This window comes from Burkholderia sp. HI2500 (assembly GCF_002223055.1).
GTDB lineage: Bacteria > Pseudomonadota > Gammaproteobacteria > Burkholderiales > Burkholderiaceae > Burkholderia.
On the sequence record NZ_NKFL01000006.1, the window covers coordinates 39,905 to 62,636 of the forward strand.

The following is a 22,732-nucleotide window of genomic DNA, read 5'->3' on the forward strand; positions in this document are numbered from 1 at the left end:
CCCGACCATGACCCATCCGATCGCATCCCGCCGCACCTTCCTGAAACTGTCCGCCGCGCTGGCCGGCACCGCGCTGCTGCCGGAAACGGGCGCGTTCGCGGCCGGCGACGCCGCCGGGCGCCGCACGGTGATCATCGATACCGACCCGGGGCAGGACGACGCCATCGCGATCCTGTTCGCGCTGGGCGCGCAAGACAAGCTCGACGTGCGCGCGCTGACCGCCGTCGCCGGCAACGTGCCGCTCGACCTGACTGAACGCAATGCGCGGATCATTCGCGACTGGGCCGGCCGCACGAAGACGCTGCCCGTCTACGCAGGCTGCCCGCGTCCGCTCGTGCGCGACCTCGTGACGGCCGCGAACGTGCACGGCAAGACCGGGCTCGAAGGCGTCGAGCTGCACGAGCCGCGCGCACCGCTTGCCGCCGGTCACGCGGTGGCGTACCTCGTCGATACGCTGAGCCGCGCGGCGCCGGGCAGCGTGACGCTGTGCGCGCTCGGCCCGCTGACGAACCTCGCGACCGCGTTGGTCGAAGCGCCGCAGATTCGCGGCGCGCTGCGCGAGATCGTGCTGATGGGCGGCGCGTTCTTCGAGCGCGGCAACATCACGCCGGCCGCCGAATTCAACCTCTACGTCGATCCGCAGGCGGCCGAAGTCGTCTTCGGCAGCGGCGTGCCGATCGTCGTGCTGCCGCGCGATGTCGCCGTGAAAGCGCCGATCACGCCGGCACGCGTCGCGCCGTTCCGCGCGCTCGGCAATCGCTGCGGCGCGATCGTCGCCGACATCATGGAGGCCGAACTCGCGTACAACAAGAAGCGGCGCGGCGCCGAAGATGCGCCGATGTACGACCCGACCGCGGTCGGCTATCTCGTCGATCCGACGTTGTTCGGCGGACGCAAGGTGAACGTGACGGTCGAGACGACCGGGCAGTGGACGCTCGGCGAGACGGTCGTCGACTGGAACGGGCGCAGCGGCCGTACGGCGAACGCGACGTGGATCAACGAGGTCGATGCGGACCGCTTCTACGCGGCGCTCGTCGAGCGCATCGCGAAGTTGCCCTGAAGGCATTCAGATGTGCTTCGCAATCCATTCGCGGCACGCGCGCACGTGCGGGCCGCGATCGTCGCCGGTGAGCGAGATCAGCGAGATCGCGCGCGTGACGCGCGGCTTGTCGACGCGCAGCGCGACGAGTTCGGGATCGTGCAGATGCATCGTGTAGAGGCTCGGCAGTACGGCGGTCGCGAGGCCGTTGCGCGCAAGCGCGTAGAGCGGCTCGGTGTATTCCATCCGGTACGTGACGTTCAGGCGCAGCTTCTCGGCGCCGCCGGTGCGATGCAGCGATTCGCTGACGCTGCCGCGCACGAACACCGCGAGCTCGCGATCGACGAGCCTGGCCCACGTGACGCTCTTCGCGCGGGCAAGCGGATCGTCATGCCGCACGACGATCACGATCTCGTCCTCGAAGAGCTGCTGGTAGCGCAGCGTGCCGTCGTCGCTGTCCGGTTCGCGCACGCCGATGCCGAGATCCGCGACGCTGTCGCGCACGGCTTCGACGAGCGCGCTGTTGGGCAGGTCGGTGAGGGTGAAGCGCAGGGTCGGATGCGCGTCGCGCAGCGCATTGAGCGCGGGCAGCAGGCGGCCCGCGACCGACGGGATGAACGCGATGCGCACGGTCTGGATGCGTTCGCCGATGAGCCGCGTCATGTCGTCGAAGGTGCCGCGCGCCTGGTTGAGCAGGCGTTCGGCGAGCGGCAGCACGGCAACGCCTGCGGAGGTGAGTGTGAGCCGGTGCGCGGAGCGCGCGAACAGGCGCCCGCCGAGCAGGAACTCGATCTGGCGGATCGACGCGGTGAGCGCGGGCTGCGTGAGCGACAGCGCCTGCGCGGCCTGCGTGAAGCTGCGTGCGTGGGCAAGCACGACGAAGTGCTGGACCTGCCGCAGCGTGAGCGCGGGCAGCAGCGACGAGCGGTCGGACGACATCGGGCAATAGCGGTCGGGATGCGGTACGCGGCAGTATAAGACCGCGCCGCGTGAATCGACACAGGACAATATTCGGAATCACAGGAGAACCACCATGTCAGCGACTGACACGATGCCGGCGCACGCGCCGGCCAACTGGCTCGAACGCCGCTTCGCGCTCGCCGCGCGCGGCACGAGCGTGCGCACGGAGACGATCGCGGGCGTCACGTCGTTTCTCGCGGCCGCGTACCTGCTCGTCGTGATCCCGTCGCTGCTCGCGACGGGCGGCATGGAGCGCGGCGCGGCGACGACCGCGACGATCATCGTGTTCGTGCTGTTCACCACGCTGATGGGGCTCTACGCGAACCTGCCGTTCCTCGTCGGCCCCGGCATCGGCGGCTCGGTGATCATCGGCGTGACGCTCGCGACGACCGAGCACGTCGGCTGGCAGACGGGTCTCGGCATTGCCTGCGTGTCGGGCGTGCTGTTCTTCCTGCTGACGATCCTCGGCGCACGCGGCGTCGTGGTGCGGCTGATTCCGGTGCAGATCAAGCTCGGGCTCGGCGCGTCGATCGGGCTGTTCGTGACGATGCTCGGGCTGCGCAACGCGGGGATGGTCGTCGCGAACGCGAAGACCAACGCGTTCGCGCTCGGCGATTTCTCGCGGCCGGGTGCGCTCGTTGCGCTGATCGGCCTCGCGGTCGCGATCGTGCTGCAGGCGCGCAAGGTGCCCGGCGCGATCCTGATCGCGATCCTCGTCGCAGCCGCGGCCGGCGTGCCGCTCGGCGTCACGCATCTGCCCGCGTCGTTCGTGTCGCTGCCGCACAGCATCGCGCCGATCGCGTTCAAGCTCGACATCGGCAGCGCGTTGAGCCTCGCGGCCGCGCCGTACCTGTTCGCGTTCTTCGCGGCGGAATTCTTCTCGACGCTCGGCACCGCGCTCGCGGTCGGCGCGAAGGCGAACCTGCTCGACGAGCAGGGCAACCTGCCGAACATCAACCGGCCGTTCCTCGTCGATTCGCTCGCGGCGACGCTCGGGCCCGTGTTCGGCATTCCCGCGCTGACCGCGCTGATCGAATCGGCGGCAGGCGTCGAGGCCGGCGGCCGCAGCGGGCTGTCGTCGCTGGCGGCGGCCGTGCTGTTCGCCGCGATGCTGCTGTTCGTGCCGGTCGCGCTCGCGATCCCGAAAGAGGCGACCGCGCCGGCGCTGATCCTGATCGGGCTGTCGATGTTCGCGACGATCCGCCATACGCATTTCGACGACTTCACCGATGCGCTGCCCGTGATGTCGATGGTGCTGCTCACGCTGATGTCGAACAGCTTCGGCACCGGCATCGCGGGCGGGCTGCTGTGCTACGTGCTCGTCAAGCTGCTGGCCGGCCGCTGGCGCGACGTGTCGTGGGGGCTCGTCGTGCTCGCGCTTCCGCTCGGCTACTACTTCTGGACCGTCGTGAAGCCGCACTGAGAGACGGCTTTCGCGACGCATCGGCACTACCCATAACGAGACTGCAATGAAGGCAACACCAGGTAACGTCCCGGCCGCGCGCACGGGCATCGAGATCACGCCGGCCCACCGGGCCTTCTTCCACGCGCTGCCGAAGGTCGAGCTGCATTGCCACCTGCTCGGCGCGGTGCGGCACGACACGTTCGTCGCGCTCGCGGCGCGCAGCGGCGCGCCGATCGAGCGCGCGGAGATCGACGCGTTCTATGCGCGGGGCGAGAAGCCGGTCGGCGTGCTGCATGTGCTGCGCGCGCTCGACCGGTATCTGCTCACGCAGCCCGACGACCTGCGGCGGATCGCCTACGAGTATCTGGAGGATGCGGCCGCGCACCACGTCCGGCATGCGGAATTCTTCTGGAATCCGACGGGTACGGTGCGCGTGTCGGGGATCGCGTATGAGGATGCGCAGGCCGCGATCGTGACGGGTATTCGCGACGCCGCACGCGACTTCGGGATCGGCGCGCGCCTGATCCCGAGCATCGACCGCGAGCAGGATCCCGACGAAGCGGTGGCGATCGTCGAATGGATGAAGGCGAACCGCGCGGATGAAGTGGCGGGGCTCGGGATCGACTATCGCGAGAACGACCGGCCGCCGGAGCTGTTCTGGAAGGCGTACCGCAATGCGCGCGCGGCGGGCTTTCGCACGACCGCGCATGCGGGCGAGTTCGGGATGCCGTGGCGCAACGTCGAGACGGCCGTCGATCTGTTGCAGGTCGATCGCGTCGATCACGGTTACACGATCGTCGACAACCCGGAGCTGTGCGCGCGCTATGCGGAGCGCGGGATCGTCTTCACCGTCGTGCCGACGAATTCGTACTATCTGCGTACGCTGCCGCCGGAGCAATGGGCGGAACTTCACCCGATGCGCAAGATGCCGGGCCTCGGGCTGAAGATCCATCCGAACACCGACGATCCGACGCTGCACAAGGTCAATCCGTCGGAGGCATGGGAACTGATGTTCAGCCATTTCGGGTTCACCGTGGCCGAGCTGAAGCAGTTCATGCTGAACGGGATCGACGGCGCGTGGGTGGACGACGCGACGAAGGCTGCGTGGCGTGCGGCGTGGGCGCCGGAGTTCGACGTGCTGGCTGCCACGCTCGCGGCGGGCTGAACGCGGCTGCGTTTTACGCCGGCTGGTGCTTCAACCGGCCGGCGACTCGTTGTGCCGGAACAGCTTCACGACGCCCGGCAGGCCGCCGGCGTCGAGCGATTCCGCGTAGCGGTGCAGCAGGTTCGCGATCGCGACTGCGCTCTGGGTCATGCGGGCTCCCCCCTCGTTGAGCGATGACGACGATGGTGCGCGGCGCGCGGCGGCTCCGCTTCGTCCGGGTGGCCTGAGCCGGCACACGCCTCTCCATACCTTTTCATTTCCTGCACATCGCCGTTATTGCCCGCGCCGGCTGGCACGCGTCGCCCGCGTTCGCTATATTGGCGTCCGGTAGCGATTGGTCGTGTCGCAGCCGCCGTGCGCTGTCGCGCCGGATATTCCCAAAACAATTCGAAGAGAGAGGCTTCAGCCGTGCGTACCCCCTTGTTCTGTCTGCTGTTGCTCGCGTCGCTGTCCGCGCGGGCCGGCACTGCCTGTGATGCGTTGCTCGGCGATTACGCGCCGGCGGCCGGCAAACCCGCGACGCTGCGCGTCGAGAAAGTGGGCGGCGAGATCGTGCTGCGTGTGCGCGACGCCGGCCAGTGGAGTGTCGAAACGGCGCCGACGCACGAGGCCGAGCTGGAAACCGACGGTCCCGACAAGGCGCCGCCGGGCACCTGCGTGCTCGACGTGCCGGGCGGCGAACTGATCAAGCTGCCGATCGGCGCGCCGTATCAGGTTACATCGATTGCCGGCAAGAACTTCGAGACGAAGCATTCGACGACTGGCGTCGTGATGTTGGCGATACAGGGTTTTCAGGTCAACGGCATGGAACTGTATCCGGTCGCGCGCAGCGGCGATTCGCCGCCGGAGCCCGTGAAGGCGGTGGCGGGGCGGGAGATTGCCGGCGCGGGCCCGTGCCCGGGCCACCGTCCGCCCGACATGAGCCAGGCCGACTTCGATGCGCTGCCGGAAGCCGCGCACACGTATTTCGCCGACCTCGATCCGGTGCGGCAGCGCGCGTTCGTGTGCGGCCAGGCGCTCGACGAGATCGTTGGCGACGGCCTGATGTCGAACGACGACAAGGAAATCGATACGATGTGGCGCCGGCTCGGCATGCTGTTGCGCGCGCATCAGGTGCCGCGTGACGAACTCGGCCGCGACGATCGCTGGCGCGTGGCCGGCCAGTTGCTGCGGCAGATCCGGCCCGACGCAGGCGCGCAGGCGTCGCCCGATCGCGCGCGCCGGCAGGCACTCGTGCTCGACGCGCTGGTGCCGAGCCTGCCGCCGCCCGACACGCTGCGCGATGGCCGCGAAGAGCACGCGAGCGACCTCGTCGCCGAAATCGTGAAACTGCCGGAACCGGAGGCACTCGCCGCGCTCGGCAAGTTGCAGGCGCGCGGCGTGCTGCGCTGGCAGCTCCATGACAACAACCCGTACCGGCTCGCCGACGTCGCATTGCCGGACGCATTGAATCCGCCCGTGGCCGCTTCGGTCTTCGTGCTGCTCGCGAAGGAGGCGAACCCGGACGTGCTGCATGACGATGCGCTGCTCGACGGCGAGGTGACTGCGCGCCGTGTCGACGGCGTGCAGCGCCTGCTCGACGCCGGCGTGAAGCCGTCCGCGAAAGTGCTGGCGGACGCCGCCGACACGCCGGAGATCCTGCGGCTGCTGAAGGCATCCACCGCACGCTGATGGCGGGCGAACCGACGCAATACGACGACAACAAGAACCAGGGCGACCCTTCCAATGGGCAATCGATCATGGCTGTATCTCCAGGCCGGTGACGGCGACGACGCGCGGACGATCGCGCTGGCGGAATCCAACAATCACTTTCCGCTGCTATGGCGCGTATTGCTCGCCGACGGCGGCGCGGGCGACGCGATCACCGATCAGCGCGTATTCGGCGATGCCGGCACGCCGAATCTCACCAGCGACGCGCGCGCCGCGCTTGCGCGACTCAGCCGGCTCGCGTCGTTCGTCGTCGCGTATCCGCTGCCCGGCGACGATCCGGCGCTCGCGCGCCAGTTCGATGCGGTCGTGCGGCATCTCGGCGAATCGATCGATGCGCTCGGCGACGCGCACGGCGCAGCCCGGTTTTCCGCGAATCTCGACGAGTTGTCGTGGCTCGACGGCGGCGATCCGAACGACTACATCGACCAGGAACGCGATGCCTGCACGCGGCTGTGGTGGCAGGTCGCGAACTGCATGGATTTCCGCGACGTGCGCGGCGTGCGCGATGCGCTCGAGATCGAGTCGCCGCCCGACTGGCGCGACTGGGCGTGGGGCTTCGGGTTCGGCGGCCTGTTGCATCACTATTTCGTTCGTCAGCAGCCGCCGCGCGGCGTGGCGTTTGCCGAGCTGTTCGATGCCGGCGAAGTGCACGGCGACCGGCTCGGCTACGGCACGTTCAGCTTTCGCGCACGCAACGGGCTGTGGGGTGTGCGACGTGAAACCAACGATGCGTGGCACGTGATCGTGCCGCCCGAGTGGACGAACCTGTGGACGAGCGGCGCGCGCGACGACCGGCTCCTGTGGGCCGAGCGCGACGGGAAGGTCGGCCTGCTGTTCGCCGATGGCGATGTCGACCGCGACGGTGATGGCGACAGCGACGAGATGCGGATCGTGCGCGAACCGTCGTTCGACGCCGTGTGGGATTTCAGCGGCGACGTCGCCTGCGTGCGCGTCGGTGAGCGGTTCGGGCTCGTGCGCACGGACGGCACGTGGGTGCTCGAACCGTCGCTCGACGATTTCGGCGACTTCACGGGCGGAGTCGCGTCCGCGAGCCTGGACGGCCGCTGGGGCTTCGTCGACACGCGCGGTGCGTGGGCGATTCCGCCGCGTTTCGACGATGCGCACGAGTTCGAGAACGGCACCGTCGCGGCGGTATCCGAGGGCGAACGGTGGGGGCTGATCGGGCGCGACGGGCAATGGCGCGCGCAGCCCGAGTGGGATGCGCTCGAATGGTCGTCCGAATGCGGCGCCTTCGTCGCGCGGCGCAACGGTCACGTCGGCCTCGTCGATGCGAAAGGCCGCGTCGTCGTCGAGCCGCATTATGCGGAAGTCGCCAGGCTGACCGACGACGAACGGACGGACATGCTGACGGAGCTCGGCGCGATCCGCCATGTCGTGCGGCGCGACGACGGGCGTTGCACGATCGTCGACGGGCAGGGCCGCGTGCTGACGCCGTTCGACTTCGTCAACATGGGGGCGCTGCCGTGGTTGCCCGATGACGAAGCCGTGCCGGGCGAGCTGTTCACGCGTTACGCGATCGGTGTCCTGCCGGGCGAGCCGGTGCAGCTCGCGATCTGCGATCTCGAGACGGGCGCGACGCTCGTGCAGGGACGCTACGACGACGTGGCCGGCCTGTTCTGGGGCGCCGGTCACGGCTGGCTGGCGTGTGTGGAGGAAGAGGGCGGCAACGACGTGCGTGCGACGGTGCTTCGCGCGGACGGCACCGTGCTGCATCCGGCGCGTTACACGCGCATCGGTGACGATGCGCTGTTCGACGACGATCGCGATGCCGCCGACGGACACGCGATGCTGATGCCGTGGTTCGTCCGCCGTGTCGCGGTCGCGCAGAGCTGGAGCGTGGGCGAACCGGTCGCCGCATTGCGCGACGACGGCGTGCCCGTATGGCTGTACGCGGACGGGCACGTGACGACGACGCTTCGATAGGCCGAGCCGTTGTCGTGGAGGCCGGCGTGGCGCGCCGGCACTCCGATCAGCGGAAGAACTTCAGCCAGTCGAACAGGCCCGGATGCGGCGTGCGCCGCCGTGGCGCCGGCGCGCTGCGCGGCCGGAAATCCGGCGAGAACTGCGCGTGCGGATCGATCGCCCGCGCGCGCAGCGCCGCATCGTAGAAACTGCCGACGATCGGCAGCGCGCTGTGCGCGCCCGCGCCCCAGTAGTCGCTGCGCAGCGTCACGCTGCCGTCGTCGAAGCCGACCCACGCGCCGGCCACGAGCTGCGGATGCATCAGGATGAACCAGCCGTCCGCGTTGTCCTGCGTCGTGCCCGTCTTGCCGGCGACGTCGACGCGAATGCCGTAACGCGAACGGATGTCGGCGCCGGTGCCGCGATCGACGACATCGCGCATCACGTCCACTAGCGTCTGCGCGGCGGGCTCGGGCAACGCACGTTCGGGCGGCGCGCTGCCGAAGACGGCGAGCACCTTGCCGTCGCGGTCCTCGATGCGCGTGATCATCTGCGGTGCGACGTATACCCCGCGGTTCGCGATCGTGCCGTACGCGGACACCATCTCCTTCAGCGTGACGGGGCTCGTGCCGAGCGCGAGCGACGGCACCGCGTCGAGCGGACTCTCGCGCACGCCCATCGCGCGGGCGAGCTGCGCGACCTTCGCGGCGCCTTCGTGCTGCATCACCTGCGCGGTGATGCGGTTGCGTGACAGCGCGAGCGCATCGCGCAGCGTCATCGGCTCATCGGTCGGCGGCTCGGCATCGGTCGGGCGCCAGACCGCGCGCCCGTCGATCGGGATCGCCACGGGGCGGTCCATGAACGTATCGCCCGGCCGCATGCCGTCCGCGAACGCGGCGCCATAGACGAACGGCTTGAACGTCGAGCCGGGCTGGCGCCGCGCCTGCGACACGTGATCGAACGGCTCGCTGCCGAAATCGGGGCTGCCGACCCACGCACGGATCGCGCCGTTGCGCGGATCGATCGCGACGAAGCCGGCCTGCACCTGCGTCTTGCGCTCGCACAGCGCGCGCATGAAATCGCGATTGGCGCCGAGCCGCTTCAGCGCCACGACATCGGTCAGCCCCGCGTCGCGCGCTTGCCGATAGTCGGGCGTCTGGCGGATGAAGCCGCGGAACAGGTCGTTGCGCAGCCCGCAGCCGGACGGGCCGCGCCACGCGCTGTCGGCGATCGCCTGCAGCCGTTCGGTCTGCCGCGTCAGCGCCTGCGTCGCCATGTCCTGCAGTCGCGCGTCGAGCGTCGTGCGCACGACGAGTCCATCGGCGTACAGATCGTAGTTGTTGCGATCGGCCCACGCGATCAGCCATTTGCGCAACTGCACCGCGAAGTGCGGGGCGAGGCCGGGCTGCCCGGATTGCGGCTCGAAGTCGACGCGCAGCGGCTGGCGCTGCAGTTTCGCGAGCTGCTGCGGCGTCAGCATGTGCATCTGCGCCATCCGGTCGAGCACGATGTTGCGTCGCTGTACCGCGCGCTCCGGGTTCAGCACCGGGTTGTAGTAGCTGTTGCCCTTCAGCATCCCGACGAGCGTCGCGCTTTCGACGATGTCGAGCTGGTCGGCCGACTTGCCGAAGTAGGTGCGCGCGGCCATTTCGACGCCGTACGCGTTGTACAGGAACGGCACGGTGTTCAGGTAGGTCTCGAGAATCTCGTCCTTGCTGTACACCGACTCGATCTTGAACGCGGTGATCAGCTCCTTCACCTTGCGCGTGAGCGTCGGCGCGCGGCCGACTTCATCCGGATACAGGTTGCGTGCAAGCTGCTGCGTGATCGTCGAGCCGCCCTGGCGGTCGCCCGAGAACGTGTGCAGCCCGGCCGCGAGCGTGCGGCGCACGTCGATGCCGTGATGCGCGTAGAAACGGTGGTCCTCGGTCGCGATCAGCGCGTCGACCATGTGCGGCGAGATCTGCTTGAGCGGCACCCATTCACGGTTGACGGGCCGGAACTCGGCGATCAGCTGGCCGTCGGCGGACAGCACGCGCGCGGGACGATCGATGCGCGCCTTGCGGATGTCGCCGATGCTCGGCGTGAACGGGACGAACGCGAGCAGCACCAGCAGGCCCAGCACCGGGATCGCGGCGAGCGTCAGCGCGACGCCGCGTCGCGTCGGATGGCGCAGGCGATGCAGCACGCCGGCGCCCAGCGCGCGGAGGCGGGCGCCGCAGGCGGCGGCGAACGGTACGACGCGGGCGCGGCAACGGAGCCACGCGTGTCGGAGAAGCGGCACGAAGCGATTCAAGGCGACAGGAGCGCGGATGGAAGAGGCGCGATCCTAGCAAACGGCACACGGGCGACGCCCGCCAAAACAGCCGTTTGCTTGCAGGATTTACAGACGATTACGTTTGTTGCCCGCCGACAACCTTTTACGGGGCGGCGTGGCGCGATTCTCCCGACGAATCGCGCCACGCCGCCGGCGCTCGAAGCCGTCCGGTCAGCGCGGCACGGCGTCGTCGGCGGCCATTGCGACCACCTCCGCGAGCCGCTGCGCGGCCGCTTCCATCTGCGCGCGGCCGAACCCGCCGAAGCCGAGCACGAGCCCCGGGCGGGCCGTACCGGGCGCGAACATCGGCGACACCGCGCGCACCGCGACGCCGGCTTGCGCGGCGCGCTCGACCACGTCGAGATCGTCGATCCCTTCCGCGAGCCACAGCACGACGTGCATCCCCTGATCGCCCGGCTGCACCCACGCGCGTTCGCGCGGCAGCCGCGCACCGAGCGTGTCGATCAGCAGCGTGCGCTGTTCCGCATACACGCCGCGCACGCGGCGGATGTGGCGGTCGAGGTGGCCTTCCGCGATGAACGCGGCCAGCACGTGCTGGTCGGCGGTCGGCACATGGCGATCCATCAGCACGCGGGCGCCGCAGAACGCGGGCACGAGATCGTCGGGCGCGATCACGTAGCCGAGCCGCAGCGACGGAAACAGGATCTTGCTGAACGTGCCGAGGTAGATCACGCGGTCGGGGTCGAGCCCTTGCAGCGACGGGAACGGATGGCCTTCGTAGCGCAGCTCGCTGTCGTAATCGTCCTCGACCACCCACGCGCGTTGCCCACGCGCCCAGGCGAGCAGCGCATTGCGCCGCGCCATGCTGAGCGGCATGCCGAGCGGATATTGATGCGACGGCGTGACGAACGCGACCCGCGCATGCGGCGCGAGACGGATGCCGGCATCGACGTCGATGCCGTCGGCGTCGACCGGCACCCGCACCATCGCGTCGCGCCGCCCGGTGCTGTCGAGCAGCGCGGTGATGCCGCGATAGGCCGGATTCTCGACCCACGCCTGATCGCCTGCGCCGAGCAGCACCTGGCTCGCGAGATGCAGCCCCTGCTGCGTGCCGCTGGTGATCACGACCTGGTCGGCATGGCAGCGCACCGAGCGCGAGCGGCGCACGTAGTCGGCGATCGCCTCGCGCAGCGGCAGCGCGCCTTGCGGATCGGCATAGCCGGACGGCGCGCCGGCGCCGCGCGCGCGCAGGCGGTTGCCGAGCCGGCGCCAGATGTCGTCGGGCGCGGTGAGGCCGATCGGCACCGAAATCGCGAACGGCATGGCTGGCAGCGGGCGGAATTCGCCGGCGATCCGCGCGAAGGTGGCGGCCGGCTCGGGGAGGCCGGCGCGCGCGGGAGGGCGCCGCCGGGCAGGCGGTTCGGGGGCGTTGACGGGAGGCGGCCCGGCGAGCGCGAGCGCGCTCGCGACCCGCGTGCCCGCGCCGCCGCGCGATTCGAGAAAGCCTTCGGCGATGAGCTGCGCATACGCATCGACGACGGTGCCGCGCGCCACTTGCAGCGACGCGGCGAGCAGCCGTGTGGACGGCAGCGCGTCGCCCGGGTGGACGTCGCCGCGCCGCACGGCGTCGCGCAGCGCCTGCGCGAGCTGGCGGCTCAGGTCGCCGGCTGCACGATCGAGCGCGCCGAGCGACGGGATGTCGACGTTCCGGGCCGTTCTTGCCATGATTCTGGTCTGCTGAAATTGTTTCAAACCGGCTCTACAGCATAAACCAGTTTGGCGCCACAATCGGCGCATGACGGGCCCGCGCCCGTTCCATTCCCACCCCCGCATGACCGTGGAGCCGCCATGTACGTCCCCGCCGATTTCAACGAACCCAACCCCGACGCGCTGCGCGAGCTGATCGTGCAGCATCCGTTCGGCAGCCTGATCACGCACGGCAAGAGCGGGCTCGACGCGAATCACATCCCGTTCGAGCTGCAGCCCGGCGACGGTGGGCTCGGCGAACTGCATGCGCACGTCTCGCGCGCGAATCCGGTCTGGCAGGACGTCGCGAACGGCGACGAGGTGCTCGTGATCTTCCGCGCGGGCGACGCGTATATCTCGCCGACCTGGTATCCGAGCAAGCATGTCGCACACCGGCAGGTGCCGACGTGGAACTACGTGGTCGTGCATGCGCACGGCCGCATCACGGTGCGCGACGACGCGAAGTTCGTGCGCGGCGTGGTCGCGCGGCTGACGCGCACGCATGAGGCGTCGCAGCCGGTGCCGTGGAAGATGGGCGACGCGCCGGCGGATTATCTCGACGCGATGCTGCAGGCGATCGTCGGGCTGCAGATTGAGATCACGCGGCTCGTCGGCAAGCGCAAGCTCGGGCAGAACAAGGACGAGGCCGATATCCGCGGCGCCGGCGACGCGCTGGTCGCGAACGGCAGCCTCGCGATCGGGGAAGCGATGATCGCGGCGGCCGACGCGAAGCACGGGTGAGCGCCCGCGACGGGCAGGCATGCGCGGGCAAGCGCCACGCCCGCACGCCGGCCCGTCACTGCGTGCGCGTCGCGCCCTTCGCGCCTTCACCGGCCTGCGCGAGCGCGCCGCGGATCGCGGCCTCGGTCTTGTCGTACCCGCCTTCGCCATAGCGCGTATAGACAACTTTCCCGTTCGCGTCGATCAGGTACAGCGCGGGCCAGTACTGGTTGCCGTACGCGCGCCACGTGTCGTAGCGGTTGTCCTGCGCGACCGGATACCGGATGCCGAAGCGCTTGATCGCATCGGCGACGTTGCCCGCGTCGCGCTCGAACGGATACTCGGGCGTATGCACGCCGACCACGACGAGCCCCTGGTCGCGATACTTCCGGTCCCACTCCTTCACGTACGGAATCGTATGAATGCAATTGATGCACGAGTACGTCCAGAAGTCGACGAGCACGACCTTGCCGTGCAACTGGCCGAGCGTCAGCGGCGCGCTGTTGTGCCAGCGGTCGATGCCGGTGAAATCGGGTGCGGCCATGCCGGCCTGCGAAGTCGGCATGCCCGCGTCGTCGCGGGTGCCCGCGAAGGCGGCGAGCCCGGCCGTGGCGGCAAGGGCGAAGACGAGGGCGGCGATCTTGAGTCGGGGCAGCATGGCGTTCTCCTGAGCGGGAGGCCGCCGCGCGGTGGCGGCGGCCGGACGGGTTTCGACAGGCCCCATTAAGCGGCGCCGACGTATCTGCGATGTGTCCGGCGCGCCACGCGTGTGCAATGTTGTGTGTCGTCACGGCGGCGCGATACATTGGGATACAAACGCATGCCCGCCGTGAGGTATAAAGCGGACATCACCTGCCCGAATACCTCGACACCGACCACGACTCATGGACAAGATCGACCACGTGCTGATCGTCGACGACGACCGCGCGATCCGCGAACTGATCGCGGATTACCTGGAGAAGAACGGCATGCGCGTGTCGCTGGCCGCGAACGGCCGCGAGATGCGCAACGTGCTGGACGACGGCGCGCCCGACCTGATCGTGCTCGACCTGATGATGCCGGGCGAGGACGGCCTCACGCTGTGCCGCGACCTGCGCGCCGGCAAGTTCCGTACGGTGCCCGTGCTGATGCTGACCGCCCGCGGCGAGGAAACCGACCGCATCATCGGCCTCGAGATGGGCGCCGACGATTACCTGGCCAAGCCGTTCGCGGTGCGCGAGCTGCTCGCGCGGATCCGCTCGGTGCTGCGGCGCGCGCGCATGCTGCCGCCCGGCATGCAGGTGACGGAAACCGCGGAGATGCTCGCGTTCGGCGAATGGCGGCTCGACACGACCGGGCGCCACCTGCTCGATGCGGAAGGCACGCTGGTCGCGCTGAGCGGCGCCGAATACCGGCTGCTGCGCGTATTCCTCGACAACCCGCAACGCGTGCTGACGCGCGACCAGTTGCTCAATCTCACGCAGGGTCGGCAGTCCGATCCGTTCGACCGGTCGATCGACCTGCTCGTGAGCCGGCTGCGCCAGCGCCTGCGCGACGGCGCGCGCGAACCGCGCTACATCAAGACGCTGCGCAACGAGGGCTATGTGTTCTCGTCGGCCGTGACCGCCGTCGACGGTGCGCCTTGAGCGCGCGCATCCCGTGGCACTGGCCGCGCTCGCTGTTCGCGCGGCTCGCGCTGATCCTGTGCGTGGGCCTCGCGCTCGCGCAGACGCTGTCGTTCTGGCTCACCGTGACCGAGCGCGACCAGGCAACCACCAACCTGATGATGGGCTACATCGAGCGCGAGGTCGCGAGCTCGGTCGCGCTGCTCGACCACCTGCCGCCGGCCGAGCGGGCCGCGTGGGTGCCGCGCCTCGCGCGGCGCAGCTACGCGTTCATCCTCGGGCCCGGCGAGACCGGTACGCCGCCGGAAGCGCGGCTGTCGGCGCGCGTCGAGCGCTCGATTTCCGACGGCATCGGCGGCGACTACCCGCTGACCGCGAACGCGATTCCCGGCGACCGCGAACATCTGCAGGTGCATCTGCGGCTGACCGACGGATCGCCGCTGACGATCGACATCCATCCGATGTCGACGGTGCCGCTGTCGGGCTGGCTGCCGGTCGTGCTCGTGCTGCAGCTCGCGGTGCTGGCCGCGTGCTGCTGGCTCGCGGTGCGGCTCGCGACGCGGCCGCTCAAGCAGCTTGCGCAGGCCGCCGATGCGCTCGGCCCCGACCTGAAGGGCGAGCGGCTGAACGAGGGCGGGCCGTCGGAAGTCGCGCGCGCCGCGCGGGCGTTCAACGCGATGCAGGATCGCATCGCGCAGTACATGGCCGAGCGCATGCAGATCCTCGCGTCGATCTCGCACGACCTGCAGACGCCGATCACGCGGATGCGCTTGCGCGCCGACATGATGGACGACGATGCGCAGGGCGCGAAGCTGCGCCAGGACCTGCTCGAGATGGAGCATCTGGTGAAGGAGGGCGTCGCGTATGCGCGGACGCTGCACGGCACCGAGGAAGCCGCGCGCCGCATCGATCTTGATGCGCTGCTCGACAGCATCGTGTGCGACTACACGGATGCGGGGCAGGACGTCGCGCTGCACAGCCGCGCGCCGCTCGCGCTCGTCACGCGGCCGAAGGCGCTGCGCCGCATCGTCGGCAACCTCGTCGACAACGCGCTGAAGTTCGCGGGTGCGGCCGAGATCGACGTGCGCACCGCGCCGGACGGCGGCGCGGTGATCGCGGTGCTCGACCGCGGGCCCGGCATTCCGGACGATCAGCTCGACGCGGTGTTCGAGCCGTTCCGGCGCGTGGAGACGTCGCGCAACCGCGAGACGGGCGGCACGGGGCTCGGCCTCGCGATCGCGCGGCAGCTCGCGCTGGCGATGGGCGGCACGCTCACGCTGACCAACCGGGCGGACGGCGGCGGGCTCGAGGCGCGGCTGACGTTGAGGAATGCGGCGTGACAGCGTGCGGCGTGTGAGCACGTCGGCTTCAGGTTTGTGCTGAAGCTGAAGCGCGCGCCGTCACCCGCGCCGCAGATGCGCATCGACGAGCGGCGCGAGCGTCGTCGCATGCACGGCCGCGAGATCGTGCCGGCCGCCCGGCACGACATGCAATTGCGCATCGGGCAGCCGTTCGAGCAGCCGCCGGCCGGCCGCGACGGGGCTGATCGGGTCGTCGTCGCCCCACAGCAGCAGCGTCGGCTGCGCGATGCGGTCGATATCCCGCGACAGGTCGGCACGGAACGTCAGGAACCAGTCGGGAAGCTGCGGGTTCGCTTCCGCGAAACCGGTGCGCCAGTCCTGCGCGCCGAGCCCGGCCATGTCGAGGCCGCCGGACGTGACCGTCAGCACGAGGTGCGTGATCAGTGCGGGCTTGTCGAGCGCCGCGCGCATCGCGATCACGCCGCCCATCGATTGCGCGATCACGGCGGTCGGCCGGTCGATCGTTTCCAGCGCATGACGCACGAGGCTGTCGAAATCGTCGACGGCCGGATCGTGCGGCGTGTCGCCGAAGCCCGGGTAGCCGACGATCCGGCGCTCGGCAGGATGCGTGAGAAGGCCGGCGAGCGGTTGCCAGAAAGCGGTGCTGCCCGATGCGCCGGGCAGGAAGAGCAGTTGCGACGGAACGGGCATGGCGGTGCGGTTTCCCGGTGAATGAAGTGAAGCGGAAGGGGGCGCGATGCGAGCCGGGCGGATCAGCACCGGCCGGTGCGCAGCGCGACGGTCCAGTCGTCGCGCCCGCGCGAGGCCGCGGTGGCGGCCGCCGTGTGCCAGTCGTATTCGACCGCATGGAATTCGACGTTCCAGCCGGCGGCCGTGCGCGTCACCATCGCGTAGCGCGCGTGCGGCGAGCCCGTCTCGATGCGGTGCGGATGCGGCAGGTCGTCCGTGTAGGCCTGCAGCCCGACGCTGCCCGGGTTGACGATCAGCCGGCCGTCGTCGAGCCTGGCCGTCCGTGGAATGTGCGTGTGGCCGCACAGGATCAGCGATGCCGGTTCGTCACCCGCGCGCTGCGCGATTTCATCGGGCGTGGCCGCGCGGCAGCCGTCGGGCGTGACCGTTTCGAGGAAATAGACGAGGTCGCTGTCGGGCGTGCCGTGCACCATCAGCACGTCGTCGTCGAGCGTCATGCGTTCGGGCAGCGCGGCGATCCATTCCAGATGATCGGCGCGCAGCGTGTCGTGCGCCCAGCGATCCGACAGCCGCATCGACTCGCGGTCGCCGGTGAGCAGTTGCCGCTCGTGATTGCCCTTGATGGTCGGCAGGTCGAGCGCGATCAGGCGGTCGGCCGTTTCGGGCGGATGGAGCGCGCCGGACAGGATGTCGCCGAGGTTGACGATCACGTCGGCGCCGCGGCGGCGGACGTCGTCGAGCACCGCGTCGAGTGCGGCGAGATTGCCGTGGATGTCGGACAGTGCGGCGATTTTCATGGCAAATCGGCGAGGAAGGGAACGGCGATTGTCGCCAATTCGGCGCAGGCCGTCCAATGGCGTGCGCATGCGAAGCGGTGAGCGGTTTGACGTGACGCCGCGATGGGTGTGTCAGTCGGTCGCGAGGCGCGCGTACATCGCGAAATCGCCCGGCGTGCCGCGCACCATCTTGTACGCGCGCAACAGCCCTTCGTAGCGGTAGCCGCATTTCTGCAGCACGCGCGCGGAGCCTGCGTTGCTGGTCAGCACGACGGCCTGCATGCGCATGAAGCCCGCGGCGAATGCCCACTCGGTGACGGACGTACACAGCGCGCTCGCGATCCCGCGCCCCCAGCGCGACGGCGCGAGATCGTAAGCGATTTCCGCCGAGCGGTTCACGGTCGAGACGGTATGCAGGCCGATCGTCCCGGCGAGCGCGCCCGATGCGTCGTCGATCACGGCGAGACGCCGGATCGAGTCGGGGTCCGTCGATTCGATGGCGTCGAACAGCGGCAGCAGATCGTCGGGCGAGCGCAGGTTCCAGCTCGTATGGCGATAGACGTCGGGGTTCGTCAGGTACGCGTACCACGCGTCGAGGTCGGCGCGTTCGATCTGGCGGAGCGACAGGCCCGGAAAGCCGGAGCGGGGCGGCGCAGCGATTTTCAACGGCATCCGCTCCTATGCCGCATGACGCCGATACAGCGCCAGCGACCCGGCGAGCGCGAGCAGCATCGCGCCGCACGTACGTTCGAGCCACAGCGCCCCCGCGCGCTTCAGCAGCCGCACCGCGCGTGCGCCGAGCAGCGCGTAGCCGAACATCACGACCCCGTCGAGCAGCGCGAACGTGACCGCGAGCGCGACGTATTGCGGCGCGAGCGGCGCGGACGGATCGAGGAACTGCGGCAGGAAGGCGGAGAAGAACAGATAGCCCTTCGGGTTCGTCACCGCCGTGAGGAAACTCTTCGCGAAGATCGACGCGTTGCGCCCGGATATGTCGCCACCGTGCGTGGCGGCGACGTCGAGCGAGCCCTTCGACATCAGCAGCCGGATGCCGACGTACGCGAGATACGCGGCGCCGAGCCACTTCACCACCGAGAACCAGAACGCCGACGCCATCAGCAGTGCGCCGAGGCCGAGCGCGACCGCGACGATCAGCACGAAGTCGGACAGCATCGCGCCCGCGAAGCCGTAGGCCGCGCGGCGCACACCATAGCGCGAGCCGTTGGTCAGCGCGAGCAGCACGGTCGGGCCGGGTGTCGCGATACCGACGAACGCGACGGCGGCGAAGATCAGCAGGGTCGTTTCATGCATGAAGGCACTCCCGATGGATGGCGGCGCGTTCGATTATCGGTTGCGCCCGCCCGGGCTGTACAGGTGCGGCGTGCTGCGCACAAGGCCGCCCGCCCGACTATCTCGATTTTGGCAAGAAACTGTTTTCATTATTGTGCTTTCGACGGGAACCGGTTCCAACTACCATGGCGGCCGCAGTGGGCATGCCCGCCGCGTCGTCGCGCGCGGACGCGGCCGGCCTCGCACCGCCGGCATATATCGCCGCCCGCGCGCTGCTCGCAACTGACAGCCAGAACAACGGGTTCAACGCCCGGAGACACGACAATCATGAACAAGCAACTGATCGCAGCCCCGCTGCTGCTCTCGCTCGCGGGCATCGCCGCCGCGCAAAGCTCCGTCACGCTGTACGGCATCGTCGATGCGGGCGTCACCTATCGCAGCAACGAGCGGGTCGGCTCCGCGGGCGCGTACACCGGGCATTCGAGCGTCGGGCTCACGACCGGCAACCTGTCCGGCAGCCGCTGGGGGATCAAGGGTTCCGAGGATCTCGGCGGCGGGATGCGCGCGCTGTTCGTCCTCGAGAACGGCTTCGACATCACGAACGGCACGTCGGGGCAGGGTGGCCGCCAGTTCGGCCGCCAGGCATTCGTCGGCCTCGGCAGCGACCGCTACGGCACGGTCACGCTCGGCCGCCAGTACACGTCGCTCGACGACTTCGTGAGCCCGGTCGGCCCGTCGTCGTACATCGGCGGCTTCGGCGCGCACCCGGGCGACATCGACGACCTCGACCAGACCGCGCGGGTCGACAGCTCGATCAAGTACACGAGCGCCAACTACTCGGGCTTCACGTTCGGCGCGCTGTACGGCTTCGGCGGCCAGCCGGGCAGCATGAAGCAGCGCAACACGTGGAGTGTCGGCGCGGCGTACGCGGCGGGCCCGCTGCGCGTCGGCGTCGGTTACGAACGGTCGGACAACAGCAAGACGGGGGCGACCGACCCGACGGCCGGCAAGTGGCAGAGCACCGACGACGGGCTGTTCAACTCGTCGATCAACGAAGGCTATGCGAGCGCGCAGTCGCAGCAGATCATCGCGACCGGCGCGACCTACGACTTCGGGCCGGCCGTCGTCGGCGTGAACTACAGCAACGTGCAGTACCGCAGCGGCGGCCAGTCGCTGTTCACGGGCCACGCGACGTTCAACGTCGCAGGCGTGTTCACGCGCTGGAACGTGCGCCCGCAGACGCAACTGTTCGCGGGCTACAGCTACACGCGCGGCAGCGATGTCGACGGCGTGGACGACCGCGCGCAATATCACAACGTCACGCTCGGCGCCGTCTACGACCTGTCGAAGCGCACCAGCGTGTACCTGCTCGGCGCGTACCAGCATGCATCGGGCATGACGCTCGACGCGCTCGGCCACCCGGTGGCCGCGACGGCCTCGGTGTCGGACAAGGCGAACGGCCACTCGTCCGATTCCCGCTCGCAGGCCATCGTCAGCCTCGGCCTGCGCCAGAAGTTCTGACGCGCAGCGATCGTTGCAGCCGCAACGTTGCCCGCCGCCGATGCCGGCAACGTTGCATGCAGGCTTCCGTACTGTCGCCGCCTTTCCTGGACTACCGGTACCGCGTGATCGACGTCGTCGGACGCGCGGCCGAAATTCCTCGACGGCCGGGCTGGCCCGACGCTCGACGCTCGACGCTCGACGACGCGAACTGAACGATCGCGGTTGTTTGGTTTTCTCCACCGTATCCCGCTTTCCTCTCCCTTCCTCCCGCCGCATGCCGCCGTGCCGAATCGCGATGACGTGATTGCGCCGGATATTATTTTTTCTCTTTCATTTCAATTTCGATTTGTAATCATTTGGCCCATTTCCGGGGAATGAAAAAGACAATGCGGGCATTTCAGAAAAAATGACGCATTCGCATTGAGTGAGCCGGAAGAAAATGCCGGGGAAAAAGCGCCGAAACCGTGCGCCTGGCCAGCTGATGCGGCGCGGTGAGCGGGTTTGACCATCGTTGACGGAAAAGCGCCGGACGGCAAAAGGAACGGAGTGAATAATTCGGGATGGCGGCGAATGCGCTTTAGCCGGAATCACCAATATTTCACGCGCCGCGATTTACAGTGTCGACCATTGAACGTTCGGGAGCATTATTCATGTCAATGAAACAAATTCGGGCGGCGTTGCTGGGAATGTGCATGGCAATGCTGGCGCCGGCGAGTCACGCGCAGGTGCAATACTCGACCGACTGGCTCGCGAACACGTACGGCACGCTGGCCCAGCACGTCGGCAATGCCGCGCGCTCGATGTGGGTCGCGCCCGAGGGCGTGATCTATACGTCGTCGCGCTGGGACGAGAACGCGGGCGGCGTCGCGCTCTACCAGAACGGCCAGACGTTGGGCACGATCGGTATTCACGACGAATTCCAGGGCGGGGCGATTACCGGCAACGCGACGTCGATCTTCGTCGCGCTCGGCTACAACCGCACCTTCGGCAGCGGCTCGGTCGGCCGCTACGATCGCAGTACGAACAAACGCGACCTGCGTATCCCGGTCAGCACGTGGACGGGCCTCCCGAACCCGGACGTGATCACCGGCCTCGCGACGGCCGGCAACCTGCTGTACGCGAGCGATTTCTACGGCAACCGCGTGCGCGTCTATACGACCGACGGCGTCTGGCAGCGCGACATCGGCGTGACCGGGCCCGGCGCGCTGGCGCTCGATGCGGCGGGCAACCTGTGGGTCGCGCGCATGAGCGCGGGCGTGGTCGCGCAGTACAGCGCGACCGGCACGCTGCTGAACACGATCCAGATGGCAACCGGCGCGCGGCCGTCGGCGCTGTATTTCGATGCGTCGACGGGGCAATTGCTGGTGGGCGACCAGGGCCCGGACATGAACATCAAGCTCTACAGCCTCGCCGGCCTGCCGCAGCAGATCGGCACGTTCGGTGTGCAGGGCGGCTATCTCGACACGACCTCGGGCATCAAGGGGCAGGTCGGCGACAAGCGCTTCACGCGCGTGGTCGGCATCGGCAAGGATTCGGGCGGCAACCTGTACGTGCTCAACAACGCGTGGGGCGGCGGCTGGGATCTCGGGCGCAACGGCAGCACCGATCTTCATTCGTACAGCCCGACCGGCGCGCTGCAATGGAAGCTGCAGGCGCTGAACTTCGAGGCGATCGCCGCGCCCGACCCGGCGACCGACGGCGCGTTCTTCTACAGCGGCAACAACGTGTATACGGGCTCGGCGGGCGGCACGTTCGTCGCGAACACGGTCGACCCGTTCACCTATCCGAAGGACCCGCGCCTCGACATGAACGACTACCAGCGCGGCCAGCATTTCGGCCAGCTCGTGATGGTGGGCGGCAACCGGATTCTCGTCGCGTCGGGCCAGAACCCCGGCAACTTCAATTTCTATTACTTCACGCCGGCGACCGGCTACATCGCGAATCCGGCCGGCTCGCTGCCGGGCAAGCCGTTCAACACGACGTTGCAGGTCACGACCGGTTTCGACATCGACGGCAACGGCGACGTGTGGGCCGGGCTGAACGGCACCAACGCGATTACCCGCTACCCGATGACGGGCTTCGATGCGACCGGCAAGCCGTCGTGGGGCAAGCCGGTGACGACGCCCGTGCCGAGCACCGTGGCGCCGACGACGCGCATCGTCTACCAGGCGGACAGCGACACGATGATCCTCGCGCAGGGCCTCGCGAACAACTGGGACTGGACCGCGATGAACGGGCACATCGAGGTCTATCACGGCTGGAAGAACGGCAACACGACCGCGCCGAACCCGGTGATCAACCTGACCAGCGCGAACCCGAAATCGATCGCGGCGGCCGGCCACTACCTGTTCGTCGGCTACGTGCACACCGTGCCGAACGTCGACGTGTTCGATCTCAACACCGGCGCGCTCGTGACGACGCTGACCAACTCGAACACGTCGGCGATGGACGTCGGCAACGACGTCGACTCGATGTACGGGATCCGCGCGTACCTGCGCTCGACCGGCGAATACGTGATCACGAAGGACAACTACAACGGCACCAGCATGATCGTGTATCGCTGGCATCCGTGAACGTGCAGGCAGCGCAGGCCGTGCGGGC

The 22,732-nt window shown here is 68.9% G+C and carries 19 protein-coding genes; 11 read left to right on the forward strand and 8 right to left on the reverse strand.

Annotated elements, in window-relative coordinates:
* The first annotated feature begins 7 nt into the window (after positions 1 to 7).
* The gene (locus tag CFB45_RS17935; protein WP_089426705.1) at positions 8 to 1,060 is read left to right on the forward strand and encodes a nucleoside hydrolase; all 1,053 of its coding nucleotides are present in this window, start codon (positions 8 to 10) and stop codon (positions 1,058 to 1,060) included.
* Between the two features lie 6 nt (positions 1,061 to 1,066).
* On the opposite strand, the gene CFB45_RS17940 is transcribed toward CFB45_RS17935, so the two are convergent.
* Entirely contained in the window at positions 1,067 to 1,978 is a 912-nt protein-coding gene (locus CFB45_RS17940) for a LysR family transcriptional regulator (protein ID WP_089426706.1), read from the reverse strand.
* 94 nt (positions 1,979 to 2,072) lie between these two features.
* Between CFB45_RS17940 and CFB45_RS17945 the strand changes: the two genes are divergently transcribed.
* The 4 genes from CFB45_RS17945 (at position 2,073) to CFB45_RS17960 (ending at position 8,223) form a co-directional block, all read left to right on the forward strand.
* Positions 2,073 to 3,422: an NCS2 family permease gene (locus CFB45_RS17945; RefSeq protein WP_089426707.1), complete on the forward strand. Its 1,350-nt coding sequence runs from the start codon at positions 2,073 to 2,075 to the stop codon at positions 3,420 to 3,422.
* Between the two features lie 46 nt (positions 3,423 to 3,468).
* Positions 3,469 to 4,569 (forward strand): adenosine deaminase, encoded by a 1,101-nt coding sequence (gene add / locus CFB45_RS17950; protein ID WP_089426708.1) that lies wholly within the window; start codon positions 3,469 to 3,471, stop codon positions 4,567 to 4,569.
* A 408-nt stretch (positions 4,570 to 4,977) separates the two neighbouring features.
* Positions 4,978 to 6,240, forward strand: coding sequence for a hypothetical protein (locus tag CFB45_RS39480; RefSeq protein WP_256978262.1), 1,263 nt, complete (start codon positions 4,978 to 4,980; stop codon positions 6,238 to 6,240).
* A gap of 54 nt (positions 6,241 to 6,294) precedes the next feature.
* Positions 6,295 to 8,223 (forward strand): WG repeat-containing protein, encoded by a 1,929-nt coding sequence (locus CFB45_RS17960; protein WP_089426709.1) that lies wholly within the window; start codon positions 6,295 to 6,297, stop codon positions 8,221 to 8,223.
* Positions 8,224 to 8,269: 46 nt separating this feature from the next.
* Here CFB45_RS17960 and CFB45_RS17965 read toward each other — a convergent pair whose 3' ends face one another.
* Positions 8,270 to 10,498, reverse strand: coding sequence for a penicillin-binding protein 1A (locus CFB45_RS17965; RefSeq protein WP_089426710.1), 2,229 nt, complete (start codon positions 10,496 to 10,498; stop codon positions 8,270 to 8,272).
* 192 nt (positions 10,499 to 10,690) lie between these two features.
* A complete protein-coding gene (gene pdxR, locus CFB45_RS17970; RefSeq protein ID WP_089426711.1) occupies positions 10,691 to 12,205 on the reverse strand; it encodes a MocR-like pyridoxine biosynthesis transcription factor PdxR in 1,515 nt (504 codons plus the stop codon).
* 123 nt (positions 12,206 to 12,328) lie between these two features.
* Here pdxR and CFB45_RS17975 point away from each other — a divergent pair, with 123 nt between their 5' ends.
* Positions 12,329 to 12,967, forward strand: a complete 639-nt coding sequence (locus CFB45_RS17975; RefSeq protein WP_089426712.1) for an FMN-binding negative transcriptional regulator — start codon at positions 12,329 to 12,331, stop codon at positions 12,965 to 12,967.
* Between the two features lie 55 nt (positions 12,968 to 13,022).
* On the opposite strand, the gene CFB45_RS17980 is transcribed toward CFB45_RS17975, so the two are convergent.
* A complete protein-coding gene (locus tag CFB45_RS17980; protein ID WP_089426713.1) occupies positions 13,023 to 13,604 on the reverse strand; it encodes a thioredoxin family protein in 582 nt (193 codons plus the stop codon).
* A 226-nt stretch (positions 13,605 to 13,830) separates the two neighbouring features.
* Between CFB45_RS17980 and CFB45_RS17990 the strand changes: the two genes are divergently transcribed.
* The gene (locus CFB45_RS17990; RefSeq protein WP_089426714.1) at positions 13,831 to 14,571 is read left to right on the forward strand and encodes a response regulator; all 741 of its coding nucleotides are present in this window, start codon (positions 13,831 to 13,833) and stop codon (positions 14,569 to 14,571) included.
* The gene (locus tag CFB45_RS17995) at positions 14,568 to 15,890 is read left to right on the forward strand and encodes an ATP-binding protein (RefSeq protein ID WP_089426715.1); all 1,323 of its coding nucleotides are present in this window, start codon (positions 14,568 to 14,570) and stop codon (positions 15,888 to 15,890) included. Before CFB45_RS17990 ends, CFB45_RS17995 begins: the two co-directional genes overlap by 4 nt.
* A 60-nt stretch (positions 15,891 to 15,950) precedes the next feature.
* On the opposite strand, the gene CFB45_RS18000 is transcribed toward CFB45_RS17995, so the two are convergent.
* The 4 genes from CFB45_RS18000 to CFB45_RS18015 all read right to left on the reverse strand — a co-directional run bounded on the left by CFB45_RS18000 (position 15,951) and on the right by CFB45_RS18015 (position 18,649).
* Positions 15,951 to 16,562, reverse strand: coding sequence for an alpha/beta fold hydrolase (locus CFB45_RS18000; protein WP_089426716.1), 612 nt, complete (start codon positions 16,560 to 16,562; stop codon positions 15,951 to 15,953).
* Positions 16,563 to 16,624: 62 nt separating this feature from the next.
* Entirely contained in the window at positions 16,625 to 17,359 is a 735-nt protein-coding gene (locus tag CFB45_RS18005; RefSeq protein WP_089426717.1) for a metallophosphoesterase family protein, read from the reverse strand.
* Positions 17,360 to 17,470: 111 nt separating this feature from the next.
* A complete protein-coding gene (locus tag CFB45_RS18010; RefSeq protein WP_089429029.1) occupies positions 17,471 to 18,004 on the reverse strand; it encodes a GNAT family N-acetyltransferase in 534 nt (177 codons plus the stop codon).
* 12 nt (positions 18,005 to 18,016) lie between these two features.
* On the reverse strand, positions 18,017 to 18,649 hold the full coding sequence (locus CFB45_RS18015) for a LysE family translocator (RefSeq protein WP_089426718.1): 633 nt from the start codon (positions 18,647 to 18,649) through the stop codon (positions 18,017 to 18,019).
* A gap of 306 nt (positions 18,650 to 18,955) precedes the next feature.
* Between CFB45_RS18015 and CFB45_RS18025 the strand changes: the two genes are divergently transcribed.
* The 3 genes from CFB45_RS18025 (at position 18,956) to CFB45_RS18030 (ending at position 22,704) form a co-directional block, all read left to right on the forward strand.
* Positions 18,956 to 20,149 (forward strand): porin, encoded by a 1,194-nt coding sequence (locus CFB45_RS18025; protein ID WP_089426719.1) that lies wholly within the window; start codon positions 18,956 to 18,958, stop codon positions 20,147 to 20,149.
* A 56-nt stretch (positions 20,150 to 20,205) separates the two neighbouring features.
* Complete coding sequence (locus CFB45_RS39035; RefSeq protein ID WP_179255080.1) at positions 20,206 to 20,343, forward strand: hypothetical protein; 138 nt, start codon at positions 20,206 to 20,208, stop codon at positions 20,341 to 20,343.
* 438 nt (positions 20,344 to 20,781) lie between these two features.
* On the forward strand, positions 20,782 to 22,704 hold the full coding sequence (locus CFB45_RS18030) for an SMP-30/gluconolactonase/LRE family protein (RefSeq protein WP_089426720.1): 1,923 nt from the start codon (positions 20,782 to 20,784) through the stop codon (positions 22,702 to 22,704).
* Positions 22,705 to 22,732 lie beyond the last annotated feature (28 nt).